Here is a 19,512-nt window from a genome sequence, read left to right on the forward strand (position 1 = left end):
TATAATTGAAATTAAGGGGATTATAATATGAGAGAATTATTATTAAGGAGAAAAGCTAAATTTATACAATACCTTTTTGCCACCTTTTTGTTTATCATCGATCATTTTGCCCAGATGGGTATTTTTGCCTTAATCTTAGGTGCAATTCAAAAGGGTGATGTAAAATACTATAAAACGGTAGTTATTATAACAGCAGTGTTTATCATCTATACACCATTAAACTTTTTATTATCTAGAATGCTGCGGATACGTTATATGAGAGATACGATTTTAGACGTAAGAAAACAAGCCTTCGATAAAATTATTAATCTTTCATTTAAACAGTTCTCCCAAAAATCTAAGGAAATATACATATCGAACTTAATAAATGATGTTAATACGTTTGAGAATAAATTCTTTATCAGCTTATTAAATTATTTAATCAATATGGGAATGTATTTGTTTTCTTTATTGTTTTTAATTTTATTGGACTTAAAACTGGCAGCGGGAATGTTTCTGTTTTCCTTGGTATTATTTTTATTAGCCCATATGTTTACTAAGAAAATGACAGCTCTGGAACAATCCGTATCCGAATATAATGAGCGGTTTACTACGGATATGTCCAATACGTTTAATGGTATCGAGATATTAAAGTTAAATAATATCGAAGATAAGTTTTTGGCGAAAAGTCTTGTCACTATAAACAGGGCTGAACAGAAAAAATATGCTGCCAATGTTTTTAATGAGCTCCAGAGAAATGTTATACGAATTCTGGGCTTTGTAGTATCCGTTGTGGTTATGATCTATCTGGCATATGAGTTTCAGGAGGGTCTATCCCTGGCGAAAGCCGGATTGACTTTTCAGTTATGCAGTTCGATCAGCAATTTCTTAATCAGTGCGTTTCCTATGCGGAATCAGGTGAGGGCATCCTTAAGCATTTATGAAAAGATTGCAAAATCCGAAAGTTATGCGGAAAACAGGCATAACAGCAATAAAAGTTTTGATTTTAAAGATCAGATACAGGTAAACGGGGTTAACTTCTCTTATGAGAAGAAGCCCATTTTACAGAATGCTTCTTTTACCATAGAAAAAGGGAAAAAATACTTAATAAAAGGTGTCAGCGGTGCCGGAAAATCTACGTTGATGAACCTGCTTGCCATGGCAAATGATGATTATGAGGGAACGATATCTGTAGACAGAGTAGATTATCGGGAGATTGAAGAAAAATCTTTTCATAATAAAGTAGCATTTATTTATCAGGATGTATTTTTATTCGAGGATACTATTAGAAATAACATTACTCTATATAAAGATATTCCGGAAGAACAGATTCAATATGCTATAAAGGTATGCGGGCTAACGACTATGATTGAGGAGAGAGGCGGCATTGATGAAAGAATAACCGAAAACGGTAAGAATTTATCCGGAGGGCAGCGCCAGAGAATTTCCATTGCCAGGGCTATTGCCAAAAATGCGGAGATATTATTTGTAGATGAGGGAACCTCCAGTTTAAATGTAGAACTCGGCAGGGAAATAGAGAGAGTATTCTTATCTTTAAATAATACAGTGATTGCAATAAGCCATCGGTTTTACGAGGGGGTGACCGACCGTTATGATTATGTTATTGAGTTAAAGAATGGTCTGGTTAACAGGTATCCTGCGAAAGAGTATTTTGATGAGGTGATAACATGGTAAAAAAATTGATTCAGGTTTTGCCTTATTTTATCCTTGCAATGGGTTTTGCAATAGTAGCGGCTATTTTAGACGGGCAGGTCTCAAGAAAAATGATGTTAACTTTGGATTATGCCTTAAAGGGGGATGTTAGTACCATAAAAGCGATAGCACCTGTGCTTTTATTAAACGCTGCGGCTTTAGTACCCCTTGGTATAATCGTCGCATTAACCAATAATTTATATAAAAAGAAAGCAAATGTATTACTGAAAAAATATTATGTGACAAAGGTATTTCATAAAGATATAGCGGAATTCCAAAAAGAAAACAATGCAAAGTATTTGTCCAGTATGACCAATGATTTTAATACCCTGGAAAATAATCTGATTACAGGTATTTATACGGTAGGTAACGGTACGGTAAGTTTTCTGGTTGGTATCTGGCTTATATCTACCGTGGACCCGTCCATGATTTTTTTATCTATTATTATAATTGGTATAAACCTATTGATTTCTGTTATAACTGCAAGACCAATTAAAAAGGCATATAAAGAAAGAAGTGATATGTTTGATGGGTATACCTCTTATATCAAAGAGGTATTGTCGGCGTTTCATATAGTGAAAAATTATAATCTGCAGGATAAAGTAACGGAAGATTATTATAAGAAAAGTGATGAAATTCAGCATAAAGGTTTTTTGATTGAACGTATGGTATCTTATATAAACAGTACAGAGAATTTTGTAATGATCGGTTCTTTATACGGAGTTATTTGCATTATCGGGTATTACGCAGTAAAGGGTGATATAACCCCCGGAGGAGTTTTATTGGTAGTGGAAGGCTTGGGACGTATGGCCTGGCCATTGTTTGAAATAAGTGAAAGCCTTCCGAAATTATTTACCTCGGGAAATCTGATTAAGAAAATGGAAGATACATTAAAGAATACCAATACCCATGAGGAAACGGTAGAACTTGCGGAATTTAAAAAGAATATCGAATTTCAGAATGTGGGATTTCATTATGAAGATGATGAGAGAATCATTTTATCAGATATAAACTTAGAATTTAAAAAGAACGGTAAGTATCTGATTGTGGGACCAAGCGGGGGAGGAAAATCCACTTTATTAAAGCTTTTCCGTAAATATTTTTATCCTACCTGGGGGGAGATATTTATTGATGGATTTAATATGAAAGATATTAAGAAAGAGCAGTATTATTCTCTGGTCGCCAATATTGAACAGCAGGTATTTATCTTTGAAGATACGATTAAAAATAACATAACTTTGTATAAGGATTATTCGGAGGATGAAATCAGTGCGGCTGTCACTGCTTCCGGTCTTGACGATTTTATTTCTGATCTCCCGGAGGGAATGAATACGATTATTTATGATAACGGAAGAAATATATCCGGAGGTGAGAGAAGCCGAATCGTTATTGCAAGAGCTTTATTAAATAAAGCAAGTATTCTGTTTATGGATGAAGCATTTGCCTCTCTGGATATGGATAGAGCAAGGGAAATCGAAAATACGATTCTGAACTTAAAAGACATTACGGTTATTAATGTAAGTCATGTAATCTTTAAAGATACAAAAGCTAAATATGACAGGGTGATCACTGTTAAAAAGACAGCATATTAGTAACTGGGATGCTATTATCTTAATACATATAATTAAAAATATATTTATAAAATAGAAATATGAAATTTAAAGATAGTTAACAGAAAAATAGATTTAAAGATAGTTAACAGAAAAATAGATGTCAACCGTTTTTGAAAATGTCCTCAAAAAGTTTAAACATAAGCACCAGATTTCTGGTGCTTAGTTTTAAATAGTACTTTAGGAGAAAATCCATAGCTCAGTCGGTATTTGGATAACCTTAATAAACCTACAGACTTCGAAATATCAGTTAAGCTACATCTTTTCTATGTAATTGACTTTTAGCGTACTTTTCAAATGATGCCTGCTTCCAAGGATGGTTCATAGGAGGTATGTATTTCTTTTTTGGTAATTCCGGAATGGTCGCTAAATCAAATGCTTTTGAAGAAAGCTTGTGTTCCGGAAGTAACTCAAGTGCATAAACCTGCTCACCAATACAACTAAAAAGTTCACCATTGAATGATCTAATTACCATTGCTGTGGTGCCCTTACGATGGTGTACAGCGATTCCTTGACTGTTTACAGGAAGATAGTATTCATTTTGATATTTCAGGCAACTTCCGTTATCTATCTTTCTAGAAGATAATACCGCCAACGTCAGATTGATTTTATCACTATCTGGTTGCATTTCGAACACAGATTTGATACTATCAATAGGTAAAGCGAACTGCTTATTAAATTTCTTTATATAGGTGTGGAGAAATTGATTGGCTTGCTGAATGCTGGTTACATTCGCAAGTCGGAGTTCAACAGGAAGGCGGGATTGAAGAGTGCCAAACATTCTTTCAACCCGCCCTTTTGCTTGTGCAACGCTGGAAGTACGAATGTCGATTCCTAATTGTTTGCAGGCATAACCAAACTGAGTAAAGGTATCTTTCTCTAAAGAGGTTTCATGCTTCTTTTTATACTCAAATACAGTTCGGTTGTCAGTAAAAAATTGATATGGAATGCCATAATTACTAAGAACCTGATAGAGAACATGATAATAGCCATTTAATGTTTCTTGTTCATCAAAGTAGGCGCCAACAATCTGCCCTGTGGCATCATCAACGGCGATGTGGAGTTGTGTTTTGAATTGCCCAAACCAAAGGTGTAGGGACGCATCCATTTGAAGCATTTCACCGAAATACGCGCATCTAGGATGCCTAGGATGCGAATCCTCCAGATCCATGATGGAACTTTGAATAATAGCTGCTTTCTTTTTAGACTTAGTCTTTGATTGAATAGCCTTTAGTGCTTTTTTTACCGCTTTCTTGGAAGAACGGTTTGCTTTAGGAGAAAGGATGTATTCCTTTCTAAGAATAGAAGTAATGGCACTGACAGATACACTGATATGTTCTTTTTCTTTGAGAAGTTCAGAGTAATGGGTCAGATTGCAGTCACTGTACTTGGTACGATATAAGTCCAAGATTAACTGTTTTGTATCTGTAGGAAGAGTAATGGCCGGCTGTCGCCCTCGGTTACCATGAATAAAGAAAGACTTACCTTGTTCTTGATAGCCCTTTATTAAGCGATTGATGTGTCGATCTGAACAACCTATTTTAAGAGCAGCTGTTTTCTTATTACCATTTGTGTCTACGAGTTTTTTAATGACCTCGTACTTTTGGTTTTCGTCCATTGTTAGTAATACCTTTCTGATTGTGTCCACCTCATTTCTAAGTCATGAGGTTCTATTATAATATATGAACGACTAATTGGGACATAATCATTTGTGGTACACTAAGACATTATCATAAATGAATCATAATTTAAAGATAGTTAACAGAAAAATAGATTGAATTATTGATAGAATATGTTATAATATATATACTTTTAGGATTGGAGGGTTGCTTAAAAATGGGTATTTTTTTATATAAATTTCGTTTCAAAGCTTTATGTAACTAATTTAATAGTGCTTAAAGGCTCTGCCTGGTGCAGGGTAAACGGGATTGGTCTGCCTATTTTTAAGATAACCTTTTACAGAATGTAATATGGATATTGGAAAAAGGAGGGATAATCTGCCCTCTTTTTTGTATGCTCATTTATAACCCGGGTTAATTAAGATTTTAAATTTTAATTTTCAATTTAAATAGAAGAAATATATTGTTAAATTAGAAATTTAATATTTTTATACTTAATTTAGGGTAAGGTTAACGAATAGATATTTAATTTTAATATAGGTCATTAGGACACTTCGCATACTATTTATAATAATATTAGGTATAATATCCTCCGTTTATCAGTTACGGACAGAAGTCTGCACATTTATCAAAATGGAGGATTTTATATGGAACAAAGAGAAAAAGCAATTCTTATCGGAGCTAATTTAAATAATAATGAGGATTTTACAAATTCCATGGAGGAATTAAGGAATCTGGCAGCAGCCTGTGATATTGATTCGGTAGGAGAAGTGAGCCAGAATTTGAGCAGGATTAATGCACAGTATTATTTGGGAAAAGGAAAGATTCTGGAAGTATGCGAAAAGGTAAATGAACTTGGAGCAGAACTGGTAATCTTTAATGATGAATTATCACCATCCCAGGTACGTAATCTGGAGGAAACCATTGATTGCAGAGTTATAGACCGGACTGTGTTAATCTTGGATATATTTGCACAGAGAGCAAAAACCAAAGAGGCGCAGCTTCAGGTTGAAATAGCACATTTACAATATATGCTGCCAAGATTGATTGGTTCAGCAGAAGCATTAGGACGTCAGGGCGGTGGCTCAGGATTAAAAAATAAAGGTTCAGGAGAAAAGAAATTAGAGTTAGACCGCAGAAAACTTGAAGACCGAATCAGTGCTCTTAATAAAGAATTGGAGTTGCTTGTTTCAAGAAGGCAAAACCAGCGTAAATGGAGAAAGAAAAATGAGATTCCGGTGGTTGCTCTAGTAGGGTATACCAATGCGGGTAAATCAACAATTATGAATGTTATGCTAAAGCTTTATAATCCCATTGCGGAAAAAGAGGTGTTTGAAAAGGATATGTTATTTGCAACGCTTGAAACTTCCGTAAGAAATATAACCCTGCCCGATAACAAAAGTTTTTTGCTGACGGATACGGTTGGGTTTATCAGTAAGTTACCTCATCATCTGGTGAGGGCATTCCGCTCTACTTTAGAAGAAGTAGCTGAAGCAGATCTGTTGATTTTAGTTATTGACTATTCTAATCCATATTATAAAAAACAGATGGAGGTTACTCAGGAAACCTTAAAGGAGTTGGGAGCGGATCAAATACCGATAATTTATGCCTTTAATAAATGTGATTTAGCAAAGCAGTTCCAGGATAATGCTGATATATCTAATAAGCCATTGGATTTAAATATGGAGCAAGCGAAACCGGAATCCGTCATAATATCAGCGAAGAAAAAGATTGGAATGGATGATTTAACATCAGCTATTAAAAAACATGTTTTTGCTGATTATGTTAAACTTGAATTGTGCATCCCCTATCAAAACGGAAATGTGGTTTCTTATCTTAATGACCATGCTTCTATTTTATCCAGCCGATATGAGAGTAACGGTATATGGATCGTGGCAGAATGTAAGAAAACGGATTATGATAAACTTAAGGCATATGAAGCAGTCATGTAAAAAAGTTATTGACAGATTTTTATCAATAAGCTATTATATTTTTAATGTGATAAGGGAGTAGTTAGCATGTTTGTGTAACGAAGCCAACATACTGATAGTTTCTATCTGGTTTTGTTTTAAATAACGAGACTTATCTACAGCTTTAAGGCTGTAGGTAGGTCTTTTATTATTTATTAGGAAGTCAGCGCTAGAGTCTGAAGCCAGACTTTTTTACCTTATATTTTTCAATCAAAGGAGAAAGAATAATGAATTTATTAGAATTATTAATTTTAGCTGTTGGTCTATCTATGGATGCATGTGCGGTAGCAGTATGTAAAGGTTTATCCTTTCGTAAGATTACACCAAAGCATCTCATAACAGTAGGGTTGTATTTTGGTATATTCCAGGCTGTTATGCCTCTGATCGGTTACCTATTGGGAATTCAGTTCAGTGATAAAATTACGAGTATTGATCATTGGATTGCATTTGTATTATTAGGGATAATAGGAATACATATGATTAAAGAGGCTTTAAGTAAAGATGAGGAGTCCTGCTGCACAGATGAGAAAGATAATTCTTTAAGTTTTAAGAATATGGTGGTTTTAGCGGTTGCTACAAGTATTGATGCTTTAGCTGTGGGTATTACCTTTGCATTTTTAAAAGTAGATATCATACCGGCTGTATCATTTATTGGCTTGGTTACTTTTACTTTATCTGTAATAGGTGTTTTAATCGGCAATATTTTTGGTACTAAATTTAAATCTAAGGCTGAATTGGCAGGAGGTATCATATTAGTCTGTCTTGGCTTCAAGATTTTATTGCAGCATCTTGGAATTTTGGGTTAAGGAGGTGTTAAGTTTGAAAGTTCCCTTTCAAACTACTTATTAAAGCAGTAACGCAGACAGGTCTGCGTTATGCAGGAGGTATAAATATGAATTTTAAAGAATGCTTTGAAAATAATAAGGTTATATTAATGGAGGGCGCAGTTGGAGAACGCCTGAAAAATGAGTACAATATATATCCGGACAAACAGGTAGCGCTGGCCGGTCTAATTTATCGAGATGACAATAAAGTGGCACTTAAAAAAATATATAGCCAATATGTAGAAATTGGGTTAAAATATGGATATCCCGTTATGCTTACAACCCCAACCAGAAGAGCAAACAGATATAACGTCAAATGCTCAGATTACGGTAAAAATATAATTCGTGATAATATGGAATTTTTGCTGGATGTAAAATCTAACTATACACATCCAATCTATATAGGCGGGTTAATGGGTTGCAAAGGGGATGCTTATAAGGCGACGGAGATATTAAGTGAAGCAAAAGCCTATGAATTTCACTCCTGGCAGGCAAAACTATTCAGAGAAGCGAAAGCAGATTATCTATTTGCCGGTATTATGCCTGCTCTTACAGAAGCTGTAGGTATGGCCATAGCAATGGAGGAAACCGGGTTACCCTATATCATTAGTTTTATGATACGGGATAACGGAAGATTAATTGACGGTACCCCTATTTCGGAAGCAATAGAAGTTATTGATAAAGCAACTAGGAGAAATCCAATTTGTTATATGACAAATTGTGTGCATCCGAACACTTTATATAAAGCCTTGAACTGTTCTTTTAATCAGGTGCCTGCAGTGATTAAAAGGTTTTGCGGTATACAGGCCAATGCCTCACCGATGACACCGGAAGAGTTAGAGAGCGGCAGGGAAATTATTGTTTCTGATTACATGGAACTGGCCGATGGAATGATAAGATTACACCAGGAATATAATCTTAAAATTCTTGGAGGTTGCTGTGGAACGGATCACATTTATATGGAGGAAGTTGCAAAAGGACTAAATAACAGGTAAATGAAACGATAGATTTGTTGCAGTTTTGCCTTGCGGCTAAATAAATTAGTTAATGGGAATAGAATTTTAAAATACAATATGACATTTAAGTCAGACAGAAATTTTGATAGAAAGGAAGAAAGGGAGTTCTTGCGTATATATAGATTAGGCATATAATCACAAGATTTGCATTAACTCTATTTCAGGAAAAAAATATGTATAGTTTTATGAATGATTACAGTGAGGGTGCACATCCTGCTATATTAGAGCTGTTAATGAAGTCCAATCTGGAACAGAATGCAGGTTACGGGGAAGATATCCATACGGCAAAAGCAAAAACTTCTATTAAGAAGCTGCTTCATAATGATAAAACGGACATCCATTTTATTCCCGGCGGGACACAGACTAATCTTTTGGTGATATCCTCCTTTTTACGCCCTTTTCAATGCGTAATAGCGGCAGAGACGGGTCATATTAACGTACATGAGACAGGAGCGATAGAAGCTACCGGACATAAAGTAGTTGCCATGCCATGCTTTAACGGTAAACTGACACCAGCCGTAATTCAGTCAGCTCTTGATCATCACACCGACGAACATATGGTACAGCCCAAGATGGTATATATATCTGATTCAACGGAACTTGGAACAATCTATACTAAGTCTGAATTAACTGCTCTTCATGATATCTGTAAGGAAAAAGGACTGATTCTTTTTATGGATGGTGCCCGAATGGGATCCGCATTAACTTGTAAGGAAAATGATCTGGAATTAAAAGATATTGCTAATCTGGTAGATATCTTCTATATCGGCGGTACAAAAAACGGAGCACTCCTTGGTGAAGCATTGATTATTTGTAAAGAAGAACTCAAGGAAGACTTCCGTTATCTGATTAAACAAAGAGGAGCTTTGATGGCGAAAGGATTTGTTACCGGTATCCAGTTTGAAGCCTTATTTGAAAATAATTTGTTTTTTGAACTGGGAGCCCACGCGAATCATATGGCAGAGCAAATCGCAGAGGCCTTAAAAGAGAAGGGTTATCCGTTTTTTGCTCCGGTTGGAACAAACCAGTTATTCCCCATTCTGCCGGATGAAGTTATAGAGAAATTAGAAAAGGAATTTGTCTTCTCCCTCCAAAAGAAAGTAGATGAAACACATAGTGCAGTTCGTTTTGTCACTTCCTGGGCTACAACTCAGCAAAGTGTAGATGCCTTATGCGATTTTTTTCAGGGAATAAAATAAGTAGATGACTTTCTGCATGAGGAATAAGAAATTGCTTCAGAACGGGCTGAAATTTCTTGTTCCTTTTCTTTTGACAGAGTTTTCTACTTAAATTGGTTGCAGTATAATTACCGGCTTAATGTTGATACAAAATATACTATCTATAAAATCAGAGTTTATTTATGGAATTTAATTAATAATCTGCGGATTGCATAAATCCGGATTTCGGAGAAAGAGTATATATAAACCAGGAATATAGAGAACATGGAGATAGTACATATATAGTAAAGCAATTCTTCAACAGGGTAAAAGAAAAAGATTATGAAAGTATGATTTGATAAACGGTTATAAACAGAAGACAGCAATATAGAAAGAACTGGGATTTTAAATCATGGTAAATTATGGACAACATTGCGGAACAGTAATAGTATCTGTATGAGATAAAAATTGCAGCAAACGATAGAAAGGAGTCAGGTATGGAGGAGGCAACAAAAAAAATAAATTCGGAACAGGAAGAAAAAAAGAAAATAGCTCTTGTGACAGGAGCCAATTCCGGAATGGGCAAAGCAACCACGGCAGCACTTGCCGATCAAGGTTTTCATGTAGTTATGTTATGCAGGAGCCGGGAACGCGGGGAAGCAGCAATGAGGGAACTTCAAAACGAAAACAACCGTGATTTAAGACTTATGTTATGTAATCTCGGCAAAATGGATGATATCCGGAAGTTTACGGAGGAATTTAAAGCAAACTATGACAGGCTGGATGTGCTGGTTAATAATGCAGGTGTTATTTCATTAGAAAGACGGGAAACCGAAGACGGGTTAGAAGAACAATTTGGTGTAAATCATATAGGACATTTCCTGTTAACATTACGCCTGTTGGATAGGATGCAAGCCGGCAGCCGAATCGTAGTAGTAGCATCCGGCGCTCATAAAGTTGGTAAGATACATTTTAATGATTATAACTTAAAACGTGGTTTTAATGTAATTACTGCTTATAGTCAATCAAAACTTGCCAATATTTTATTTGCCAGAGAACTGGCAGAGCGTTTAAGAGGCAGAGGCATTACGGTCAATTGCTGTCATCCCGGTGCTGTTGCTACCTCTATGGGTATAAACAGGGATACGGGATTTGGCAAAACCGTTGTAAAGCTTATAAAACCCTATTTTCTCACACCGGAAATGGGGGCCAGTACGGCAGTATATCTTGCTACCAGTCCGGATGTAGAACATGTTACCGGCAAATATTTTTATCGCTGCTGGATGACAAAAACCTCTAAAGCTGCCAAAAGCAAAAAGGCAGCAAGGAAATTATTTGTCTTAAGTGAGAAGATAACAGGTGAAAAATTTCAGGATTTAATAACAAAAGGAGATACAATATGAATAAAGATAAAATAAAAGCTAAGATCACGGAATTAAGGGAAATCATGAAAGCCCAGAATGAGGACTATACCAGTGACCAGGAATTAAGGTTACCTCAGCCGCCATTAAATAAAGCAGGGGTAAGCAATAGAAAGATAGCCTTAACCAAAGATTTTGATGCTGTAGTAAAGAACAATAATTTTTTAAATCTTCTTAATACAAGAACAAGTAAGCGGAAATATACGGAGGAAGCACTTACTATAGGGGAATTATCTTTCCTCCTCTGGGCGACCCAGGGAGTGAAGCAGATTGTGGGAAAAGAGAGAAAAGCAACCTTTCGTACCGTTCCTTCTGCCGGTGCAAGACATCCTTTTGAAACTTATCTCTTCATTAACCGGGTGGAGGGATTGGAACAGGGATTATATCATTACTTACCCTTGGAACATAAACTGGAGTACTTGAAGGCGATTGAGGATCAAACCGAAAAGGTAAACGAAGCTTTCTGCGGGCAGATCTTTTTTGCCACTGCAGCCGTTGATTTTGTCTGGACCGTGATCCCGTACCGCAGTGAATGGCGTTATACTGTAAATGCACAGAAATATGCGTTGGTTGATGCAGGACATCTGTGCCAGAATCTATATTTTGCCAGTGAGTCCATCGGATGCGGAGCCTGCGGTATCGGAGCTTATGAGCAGGATTTGGCAGATGGATTATTAGGTCTTAACTCAGCCCCTTCCAGCGCAGAGGATAATGAATTTGTAGTTTATGCGGCGTCCGTTGGTAAGGTAGATAAAAAGGAAGAGTAACATGATAATTGGAAGTTTGGTAATTAAAATCCACACCCCCTGGGTACATTCTTTAAAGGAAAAACGTATGGTGGTCAAAAGTATCTGCGCCAAAGTCAAAAATAAGTTTAATGTGTCCATTGCAGAGGTGGAGGAGCAGGATATTCACCAGATAACGGTATTGGGTTTATCCTGTGTCGCCGGGAATAGTTCTCTGGCTGACAGTATTTTGGATCATGTAATCAACTTTATTGAAAGTAATACGGAGGGTGAACTTATTGAGACCCAACGGGAAACAATCCAGGTATAAAGTTAACGTATCAAAAAGAAAGCAAGGTAAAAAATAAGCAGTAATATAAATAAAAACACTTCATAAACGGAGAAATAGATATGGATAATACAGAAGATTTTAAACTAAGATTTGCAGAAGAGAAAGATGTCAGTCTTATTTTATCGTTGATTAAAGAATTGGCCTTATATGAAAAAATGTCAGAATATGTAACTGCAACAGAAGAAATATTAAGGGAATCCTTGTTTGGCCGCAAAGCAGCAGAAGTGCTGATAGCAGAAAAGGGGGAAGTTCCCATAGGATACGCTTTGTATTTTTATAATTTTTCCACGTTTATTGGTAAACCGGGTCTTTACCTGGAGGATATTTACATTAAACCGGAATTCAGGGGAAATGGCTTTGGCAAAGTAACCTTAGCTTTTCTGGCGGAATTAGCAGTTAAGAGAGAGTGCTGGGGTATGGAGTGGACTTGTCTTGACTGGAACGAGCCCTCCATACGGTTTTATGAAAGTATCGGAGCGGTTCACTGGAATGGCTGGAGAATCTATCGCCTGAAAGGCGAGGCACTTCATAATTTAGCAAAAAATTAAGCGAGATATTTTAAAATCAAGATAGAGTCCTGGCATTTCTGCTTTATGAAAGAAGAAGCTGCCAGGGAGATTTTAATTAATTCATTATACCCAGGTTTAATTTCCAGGTAAGCACCCGGATAACGGATTCATCAATGCGGTCCTCTGTTATCTTACCGTTTCTTATGGCATTTAAAACGGCTGGTATCTGTGTGTTATAATCCGTAGCAATTACCAAATCATTACCGGCTATGATTGCCTGGACTGCAGCTTCCTCCTCATTCGTATATTCTTTAATGGCATCCATACTTAAGTCATCCGTTATGATTACACCGGGAAAGCCTAATTCCCTACGAAGAATGGAATGCACTTTGGGTGAGAGGGAAGCCGGATAATCTTTATCCATGCTTAGTACAACATTATGGGAGACTAATATACTTCCGGCTCCGGCTTTTATCCCGGCTTTAAAGGGAAGAAAATCACTTTTCTCAAAGTTTATATAACTTCTATGATCAATCGCTATCCCTGTATGAGTATCCACATTGTTACCATAACCCGGAAAATGTTTTAAAGTACTGCCAATACCATTTTTCTGCATTATACTTACAACTGTTTTTACATATTGGGAAGTCTGGTCCGCATTTTTGCCAAAAGCTCTTTTATAGATAAAATCATTGTCATCAGTTGATACATCACAGACCGGGGCCAGATTGACGTTAATGCCAAGACTTAATAATAAATCTGCCTTTTCTTTCGTATCACTTTTTATTAAATCGAATCCGCCCACTTTATACAAATCTTGTGGGGATTTAAACGGAACAGCTCGAAATGCCTGATATTTACTTAGTCTGTTAACAGTTCCGCCCTCTTCATCTACACCGATTAACATAGGTATCTTTGATTTATTCTGATAACCGGCAATGATATTTTTAACATCTTTTATAGTTTTATCTTTAAAATCCTCTCCAAAAAGAATATATCCTCCCAGACTGTATTTCTCTATGTCGGATAAGGCCTGCTCCCCGATACATCGAACAAAAAATAACTGACCGACTTTTTCTTCTATTGTCATGCCTTTAAGTATTTCCTCTGCTTTTGATTCATTAGCTGCAGGAGTCGGTTCCGCAGTCGGTGATTGTGTTGGTGATTTTGTGGGTAACTGTGTCGGAGTTGGTGTGACTGTTGAAGTTGGTTTGGGAGTGGCAGTAGAAACAGGAGCTAATGTTTCTGCTGCGTTAGTAATCGCTGGTGTTATTGAGGGTGTTGTATTAGTACTTAGGTTAAGCTCAGGTTTATTTTTACATCCGGTTAAAACTGCTAATATAGAAATTATAGTTAAAATTTTTATAAGATTTATATTCATTTTGGTCCTCCGTTATTTTTTAACAGGTATTCTAAGGCCCACTAACATTATTTTAACACTTATTGTGGTATTGTAAACAAAAATTACTGAATGGTATATACTTACAGTTTTAAATTGGTAAAATCAAGCTGTTTAAATGAAGGTAAGAGTAGAAAATAACCGAATAGTAAAAATTGTCTGTCAATTTATAACAGGAAATATTTGGACTATGATTTTGTAAAATATACCTATTTTTATGTCGAAATATGTATTTGTAAGTAAAATAATACCATATATTCTTCATTGATTTGGTAAAAAAATTGTGATATTATATAAATATATAATAAATAAAGCAGATATATATATTATAATGTAATAAATTGTCAATGAATATTCTGAATGCAAAGCCGTATTCAGATATTATTTTGAATATTACATTTAATGGGAGTAATATTAAGATTTTATTACTATCCTACATGTTCTGGGAGGAGGGTAAGATCAATTAGGCAAAATGCAGTTTAAAACCAAAATTTAATACAAGAGCTACTACAATTGGAGGTATTTAAATGGATAATATAAAGGCTGGAAGAACAAACGACTTAACAAATATTCAATTAAAGGACGTATTAGATATAGACCTTCTTCAAAAATTTCAAGACAATTTTGCTGAAAGTATGGATATAGCAAGTGTTACGGTAGATGTTAACGGGGAGCCTGTAACGAAACCGAGTTCTTATACAAGTTTCTGTATTGATTATACCCACTCAACAAAAACGGGTGATGACCGGTGTGCGTTATCCCATAAAAAAGGCGGTGAAGAAGCTGCCAGAACCGGAAAACCTTATATTTATAAATGTCATGCCGGACTTATTGATTTTGCCGCACCGATTATTGTGGATGGCACATTAATCGGAACAATTCTTGGGGGTCAGATACTGACAGCAAGACCTGAGGAAGAAGGGTTTAGAAGAGTAGCACAGGAAATTGGTGTGAATCAAGATAAATACATAGAAGCAGTGAATAAAGTTAATATAACTAATGAGAAAAATATTAGAGCGGCGGCGGAAGTACTCTTTATTGTTGCAAATTCATTATCCCAGATTGGATATCAAAAGCATAAGCTTAAAAATATGAGTAAGGAGTTATTAGAGGGTTTCAAGCAGATATCGGATACCATGGAAGAACTTGCAGCTACTGCAGTTGAGATTAATTATAATCAGGAAGCTTTAAATAAAGAGATTATTAATGTAAAAAATATCTCTACCGAAATCAATGTGATATTGGATTCCATAAAAAGTATAGCTGATCAGACAAAAATGCTGGGACTTAATGCTTCTATCGAAGCTGCGAGGGCCGGGGAAGCAGGAAAAGGTTTTAGTGTAGTAGCAACAGAGATCAGGAATCTATCCCAGAATTCCAAAGAAACTGCATTAAAGATAGTAACCTTAAATGCCGATATTGAAGCCTCCGTTCAGAAAACATTAAAATTATCCGAAGCGACCATGTCCAATACGGAACAGCAGTCCGCTGCGGTGGAACAGAACACTGCAGGTGTGGAAGAACTTCTTGCATTTACCAATGAATTGCATATTATGGCAAATGAGAAATAATAAATCATTTAATATACATATAATTATTTTATATTTGTGCTCAGCATTAGTTAGAAGGAGCTATCACGCTAAAATCAATTGGTGTGAAGCTCCTTTTTTCATCATTTTTTGTTTATTCATCACTTGCTTTTTTCGGTATTTCCGGAAGCGGTAGCTGCTCATAACAAAAGAATTTTACAGCTGAAATCCGCAGGCCGGTTATAGTAATATGACCTGCTTCATAGCTTTATAAATATATTTAGCTGGGAAAAATCCTTCTCCAAAACCTTTTTATGAAGTTTAATGCCGCCTTTACGGTAAGGGTTTAATACCGGCTCACCCTCAAGCTTTGTCTCATTTGCATATATGGATATTCGTTCAGAAGAAACAGCAGTTTTATTGCTCACTGAATGTATATGATAATGGAAAGCTATATCTTTGCCAAAGCATTTAAATGTTAAGCTTAGACCGTTAAGGTTCTCTGGCAGTACCGGATCAAGAATCAGGGCGTCTTTAAGGAAACGAATACCTAATATATTGGATACCAGCTGGTTTAAGTAAATCCCAGGGCCGCTGGAATAGAGCCGCCACCCTCCTTTAACCGGTATCTCACCGGCTTTTAAGTCTTTAAAGTTTTCTGCAAAATCATATCTGTCCGTAAAACTTCCGTCAGAACTGCTGAAATACATATTACTCTGTCTTGGGCAGGCGGTTTTAACAGAATTCTTTATCAGTATAGGGTTAATGGTAAATAAACCTTCCCAGGCTGCCGTTCCGTCACCGGTTTTTGCACAGGCTTCCAGATAACGGATATGGGCATGGGTATATAAAAGACTAATTTCCCTTCCTACATTGGCAGCCTGTTCTGCTCTTTTAAAGAGTTTGCTGACACCGCCTTTATAGTCGGCAGGATGATCCATTAGGTGTACTCCATCGGGGAACTTAAGTTCATTACCAATTACTTCCATATTTTTAAGTGCTTGTTTGGGCGTAACCAGTTCTGAAATAATACTGCGGGTCATGGGAAGGAGTCGGTACGAAATTCCGGTTTCTGAATCCTCAGGATGAAGTATGTATTTGATATCTCCTTTATCATAACTGACGAAACCGGGAATGACCTCATCTTTTATCAAAAAGGTATTAAAATCTCTTAAAATCTTATCTGCATCTTCTGTTAGTTTTTCAGCAAAAACCGGATCTATATCTGTCAGTGTATTACCAAGATGTTTTAAGGTCTGGTAGGCCAGTGCCACAGTCCAGGAACTAACCAGATGTTCAGACATTGTTGGGTCCACAGGCTGGAGGGTGTCATCCCAATCACCGCCGGCATAGGTAATAAGGCCGGTATCTGCAATAAACCGCGCCTGGATGGCTTTAAAGGCCTTCTTTATATGAAGGAGCAGAGAGTCTTTGGAAGTCTTAGCATCTGCATAAGGAAGCGGTGTTAAAAGCAGATCATAATTGCCGGTTTGTTCCAGATAATCACCGATGCACTTAAGAGGCCAGAAGACAACATCACCATGGCATTCACCAGCATCCAGAGTATAGCGGTCAAACATGAACCACTGAGGCCATTCTCCGGTAGAGACATACTGGTGGGAGAAAATGTTTAAGAGTACCTTACGGACAAGAGTGTAGTTCTGGGTCATAAGGAAATATTCCATAGGCCCCTGGCAGACATCTCTGGTGCCCCAGGCTGCACCGCCAGGCTGTTCCAAGCCGTGAGGGGAAGCAAAATGAATCATAGCATTGTGAGTGTACCACCAGGCGGTCTGATTTAAGATCTCAACAGACTCAGCTATTTGCGGGCTGCCTCCTGTTAAATGGAACCCTCTGTTAAGCGATCGGTAAAAGTCTAATGCGGCTGCCTTTTCCTTCTCAAAACGAAGGTCAGGGATTTCTTCTGTATCATTGCTGTCGGTGCTGCCTTTAATAATACAGGAAAAGGCAGAAGTCTCTTTTAATTGTACGGTTAAAAAACTATCATCGACAGAACTTGTATTCTCAAAAAAGATGCGGTCATCACTGATTTTAAAACTGGTTCCGGCAAAGAGCATATCGTAATGGAGCTCTGGATATTCTTCGGATATATTTTTAAAGCGTAAACCGTTTTCCAGGGTTTCATAAGTTATCTCTTTGGAGTATTCGGTTTCACCGAGTACTAATTGATTGGTAAGAATAAAATCATACCGTTTCTTTTGAAGACTTTCGGTCTTAAGTATAACATAAGTGCTATGGACAGCGGTATAAGAGGTAATTCTTAAGAGATCGCCCGGCAGTACATAATACCATCTTGCATAGTTCATACCCATTTCAAAGAGGGCGGGAAGAGTAAGCAGTCTGTAAGTGCCTGACAGCTTAATATAAAGATGCTGTCCGCAGTTCTTTTGGATATTTAAAAGTCCTCTTGAGGTGGAGAGAAGCTTATGAAAGGAGGTATTCCCAAGGATTGTCTGACTCCCGAACAAGCCATACATGTAAGCGGTACTGGCCATAGTGTTTGATCCTATTTCGTCCGTGGTAGCGGCAGTCAGGCTGTCTGTTAGTACGTTCGGACAGGTCATGATGATTGTGCCGTGTGGACGCTCGGTACGAAGTTCTTTTTCCTTGGTCACTATATGGCTGTGATCGATGGTAAAAAAAGAGAGCAGCGTATTGTCTTCGTATTCTTCTAATACCCGTTCTGGGAAGAGCTCGGATATCTCATCTGTGGTAAGCGCGGGGGAAGAGTAAGGTATTCCAAACTCTTGCCGGATGGTCACAACCGGGCAGGGAGAAGTAAGGTCTTTTTTAAGACCGGTATAAGCAGTTTTTATTTCTTCCTCATATTCAACACCCTCGATGGCTTCTGGATGATTTTCCTTGGCAAGTCCGTAAAAAGCAGTTATTACCGGAGAAGCCAAGGAAAACTTCTCGGTCTGCAAAGCAGTATAGGAGAATTCGAACTGATAATTAACATCGGGTAGAGCCTCTAAGAGTGCTCCGGGGATATTGCTGTCTTTATAAGAAGTCTTAAAGAACTGCATTCCATCCGTTGCGTAATGAACAACCGGTATTCCCACGGAACCTTGTCTTAAATAAGGGTAATTCCCGGTTTGTTCCTGATTTTGTCTGGAACAAACTGTATAGCCATTCTTGGTACAGAATATGCTGTGACCAAGGTATTGAGAAACATAAAGTTCGTTGGTAAGTACACTGCCGGCAGAGGAAACACCGATATCTTGACCATATAAGAGATCTACTGTTTCTCCGTTTCCTTTAAGGACAACGTCCCAGAACCAGATTCCTTCAAGTCCATAGAAAGTTACTTCATAACTGATGCCGGAGACAGTACCGCTAAAGACTAGAGAATTCATCCCTTTTTTCAGAACAGATTTGGAACGGATTCCAAGGAGCGGATAAGCGTGAACAGAATCCTCTTTGTATATTCTCAGATATATATTGTTTGGTGAGCCATCTATTGCATTACCGCGAAACTCATTTAACATAGTTCCTTGATGGTTAAAATCAAAGATGTCACCGGTGGGCAGAAAGCGATAGGTCGTTTTGCCCTTTTGAATTACATATAAGTTTTCAAATAACTTCATAGAGTCAGGTCCTTTCTACGTTAGCAACATTAATATGATAACTTCCAGCCCCAAATAGTCCTTATAAATTAAGAATGGAAA

Annotated in this window: 14 protein-coding genes; 11 read left to right on the plus strand and 3 right to left on the minus strand. The window is 37.0% G+C overall.

Annotated elements, in window-relative coordinates:
- Nucleotides 1-27: 27 nt before the first annotated feature.
- Both RBU59_RS22100 and RBU59_RS22105 read left to right on the plus strand, forming a co-directional pair.
- A complete protein-coding gene (locus RBU59_RS22100; RefSeq protein ID WP_308144641.1) occupies nt 28-1,674 on the plus strand; it encodes an ATP-binding cassette domain-containing protein in 1,647 nt (548 codons plus the stop codon).
- On the plus strand, nt 1,668-3,284 hold the full coding sequence (locus RBU59_RS22105) for an ABC transporter ATP-binding protein (protein ID WP_308144642.1): 1,617 nt from the start codon (nt 1,668-1,670) through the stop codon (nt 3,282-3,284). The genes RBU59_RS22100 and RBU59_RS22105 overlap by 7 nt, the downstream gene beginning before the upstream one ends.
- Nucleotides 3,285-3,552: 268 nt before the next feature.
- On the opposite strand, the gene RBU59_RS22110 is transcribed toward RBU59_RS22105, so the two are convergent.
- The gene (locus tag RBU59_RS22110; RefSeq protein ID WP_308143379.1) at nt 3,553-4,920 is read right to left on the minus strand and encodes an ISNCY family transposase; all 1,368 of its coding nucleotides are present in this window, start codon (nt 4,918-4,920) and stop codon (nt 3,553-3,555) included.
- A 648-nt stretch (nt 4,921-5,568) separates the two neighbouring features.
- On the opposite strand from RBU59_RS22110, the gene hflX reads away from it, so the two are divergent.
- The 8 genes from hflX (at nt 5,569) to RBU59_RS22150 (ending at nt 12,934) form a co-directional block, all read left to right on the plus strand.
- Complete coding sequence (gene hflX / locus RBU59_RS22115; protein WP_308144643.1) at nt 5,569-6,873, plus strand: GTPase HflX; 1,305 nt, start codon at nt 5,569-5,571, stop codon at nt 6,871-6,873.
- A 245-nt stretch (nt 6,874-7,118) separates the two neighbouring features.
- Nucleotides 7,119-7,697 (plus strand): manganese efflux pump MntP, encoded by a 579-nt coding sequence (locus RBU59_RS22120; RefSeq protein WP_308144644.1) that lies wholly within the window; start codon nt 7,119-7,121, stop codon nt 7,695-7,697.
- 86 nt (nt 7,698-7,783) lie between these two features.
- Complete coding sequence (locus tag RBU59_RS22125) at nt 7,784-8,710, plus strand: homocysteine S-methyltransferase family protein (protein WP_308144645.1); 927 nt, start codon at nt 7,784-7,786, stop codon at nt 8,708-8,710.
- Between the two features lie 194 nt (nt 8,711-8,904).
- Entirely contained in the window at nt 8,905-9,930 is a 1,026-nt protein-coding gene (locus RBU59_RS22130) for a threonine aldolase family protein (RefSeq protein WP_308144646.1), read from the plus strand.
- 455 nt (nt 9,931-10,385) lie between these two features.
- Nucleotides 10,386-11,291: an SDR family oxidoreductase gene (locus RBU59_RS22135; protein ID WP_308144647.1), complete on the plus strand. Its 906-nt coding sequence runs from the start codon at nt 10,386-10,388 to the stop codon at nt 11,289-11,291.
- Nucleotides 11,288-12,076: a SagB/ThcOx family dehydrogenase gene (locus RBU59_RS22140; protein WP_308144648.1), complete on the plus strand. Its 789-nt coding sequence runs from the start codon at nt 11,288-11,290 to the stop codon at nt 12,074-12,076. The genes RBU59_RS22135 and RBU59_RS22140 overlap by 4 nt, the downstream gene beginning before the upstream one ends.
- A 1-nt stretch (nt 12,077) precedes the next feature.
- Nucleotides 12,078-12,365, plus strand: coding sequence for a DUF503 domain-containing protein (locus RBU59_RS22145; RefSeq protein WP_308144649.1), 288 nt, complete (start codon nt 12,078-12,080; stop codon nt 12,363-12,365).
- An 80-nt stretch (nt 12,366-12,445) separates the two neighbouring features.
- Complete coding sequence (locus RBU59_RS22150) at nt 12,446-12,934, plus strand: GNAT family N-acetyltransferase (RefSeq protein WP_308144650.1); 489 nt, start codon at nt 12,446-12,448, stop codon at nt 12,932-12,934.
- 76 nt (nt 12,935-13,010) lie between these two features.
- Here RBU59_RS22150 and RBU59_RS22155 read toward each other — a convergent pair whose 3' ends face one another.
- Nucleotides 13,011-14,276: a glycoside hydrolase family 3 protein gene (locus tag RBU59_RS22155; RefSeq protein WP_308144651.1), complete on the minus strand. Its 1,266-nt coding sequence runs from the start codon at nt 14,274-14,276 to the stop codon at nt 13,011-13,013.
- Between the two features lie 545 nt (nt 14,277-14,821).
- Here RBU59_RS22155 and RBU59_RS22160 point away from each other — a divergent pair.
- Nucleotides 14,822-15,865 carry a PocR ligand-binding domain-containing protein gene (locus tag RBU59_RS22160; RefSeq protein WP_308144652.1) on the plus strand — a complete coding sequence of 348 codons (1,044 nt, stop codon included), beginning with the start codon at nt 14,822-14,824 and terminating at the stop codon, nt 15,863-15,865.
- A 218-nt stretch (nt 15,866-16,083) separates the two neighbouring features.
- Here RBU59_RS22160 and RBU59_RS22165 read toward each other — a convergent pair whose 3' ends face one another.
- Nucleotides 16,084-19,431 (minus strand): GH36-type glycosyl hydrolase domain-containing protein, encoded by a 3,348-nt coding sequence (locus RBU59_RS22165; RefSeq protein ID WP_308144653.1) that lies wholly within the window; start codon nt 19,429-19,431, stop codon nt 16,084-16,086.
- Nucleotides 19,432-19,512: the final 81 nt, after the last annotated feature.

The sequence above is a fragment of the Anaerocolumna sp. MB42-C2 genome, from assembly GCF_030913705.1.
In the GTDB taxonomy this organism is placed as follows: Bacteria; Bacillota; Clostridia; order Lachnospirales; family Lachnospiraceae; genus Anaerocolumna.

What these genes read in the sequence shown, in the direction of transcription:
- RBU59_RS22100 (WP_308144641.1), top strand. Translation starts at nt 28, where the DNA reads ATGAGAGAATTATTATTAAGGAGAAAAGCTAAATTTATACAATACCTT.
- RBU59_RS22155 (WP_308144651.1), bottom strand. Translation starts at nt 14,276, where the DNA reads ATGAATATAAATCTTATAAAAATTTTAACTATAATTTCTATATTAGCA.
- RBU59_RS22140 (WP_308144648.1), top strand. Translation starts at nt 11,288, where the DNA reads ATGAATAAAGATAAAATAAAAGCTAAGATCACGGAATTAAGGGAAATC.
- RBU59_RS22130 (WP_308144646.1), top strand. Translation starts at nt 8,905, where the DNA reads ATGTATAGTTTTATGAATGATTACAGTGAGGGTGCACATCCTGCTATA.
- RBU59_RS22165 (WP_308144653.1), bottom strand. Translation starts at nt 19,431, where the DNA reads ATGAAGTTATTTGAAAACTTATATGTAATTCAAAAGGGCAAAACGACC.
- RBU59_RS22110 (WP_308143379.1), bottom strand. Translation starts at nt 4,920, where the DNA reads ATGGACGAAAACCAAAAGTACGAGGTCATTAAAAAACTCGTAGACACA.
- RBU59_RS22150 (WP_308144650.1), top strand. Translation starts at nt 12,446, where the DNA reads ATGGATAATACAGAAGATTTTAAACTAAGATTTGCAGAAGAGAAAGAT.
- RBU59_RS22105 (WP_308144642.1), top strand. Translation starts at nt 1,668, where the DNA reads ATGGTAAAAAAATTGATTCAGGTTTTGCCTTATTTTATCCTTGCAATG.
- RBU59_RS22135 (WP_308144647.1), top strand. Translation starts at nt 10,386, where the DNA reads ATGGAGGAGGCAACAAAAAAAATAAATTCGGAACAGGAAGAAAAAAAG.
- hflX (WP_308144643.1), top strand. Translation starts at nt 5,569, where the DNA reads ATGGAACAAAGAGAAAAAGCAATTCTTATCGGAGCTAATTTAAATAAT.
- RBU59_RS22145 (WP_308144649.1), top strand. Translation starts at nt 12,078, where the DNA reads ATGATAATTGGAAGTTTGGTAATTAAAATCCACACCCCCTGGGTACAT.
- RBU59_RS22125 (WP_308144645.1), top strand. Translation starts at nt 7,784, where the DNA reads ATGAATTTTAAAGAATGCTTTGAAAATAATAAGGTTATATTAATGGAG.
- RBU59_RS22160 (WP_308144652.1), top strand. Translation starts at nt 14,822, where the DNA reads ATGGATAATATAAAGGCTGGAAGAACAAACGACTTAACAAATATTCAA.
- RBU59_RS22120 (WP_308144644.1), top strand. Translation starts at nt 7,119, where the DNA reads ATGAATTTATTAGAATTATTAATTTTAGCTGTTGGTCTATCTATGGAT.